General features: G+C 69.3%; 1 protein-coding gene. It reads right to left on the bottom strand.

Features of this window, described 5'->3' with window-relative positions; translation table 11 throughout:
- On the bottom strand, positions 1-384 hold a 384-nt coding region (locus Q0L15_RS20240; RefSeq protein ID WP_296606444.1), incomplete at both ends, for a molybdopterin-dependent oxidoreductase.

Here is a 384-nt window from a genome sequence, read left to right as displayed (position 1 = left end):
GTTGCTGTGGCCGCGGACAGGGCACACGCCCGCTCCCGGTCGGCCGATGTTGCCGCGCAGGAGCAGGAAGTTGACGATCTCGCGGATGGTCGGGACGCCGTGCTTGTGCTGGGTGATCCCCATCGCCCAGCAGACGATGATCCTGCGGCTACGCAACACGTGCTGGTGCACCTGCTCGATCTCCGCGCGGCCCAGGCCGGTGGCCTGGAGCGCGTGCTCCCAGGTGATCGTGCGCAGGTGCTCGGCCAGAGCCTCGTACCCGGTGGTGTTCCGGGCGATGAACTCGTGGTCCAACACCGTGCCCGGCGCGGCGTCCTCGGCCTCGAGGAGCAACCGGTTGAGCATCTGGAAGAGCGCGAGGTCGCCGCCGGGGCGGATCTTGAG

The organism is Nocardioides sp. (genome assembly GCF_024509035.1).
Classification (GTDB): domain Bacteria; phylum Actinomycetota; class Actinomycetes; order Propionibacteriales; family Nocardioidaceae; genus Nocardioides.
Note: the sequence above shows the minus strand (reverse complement) of the source record. Positions and strands in the feature narration are given on the sequence as shown.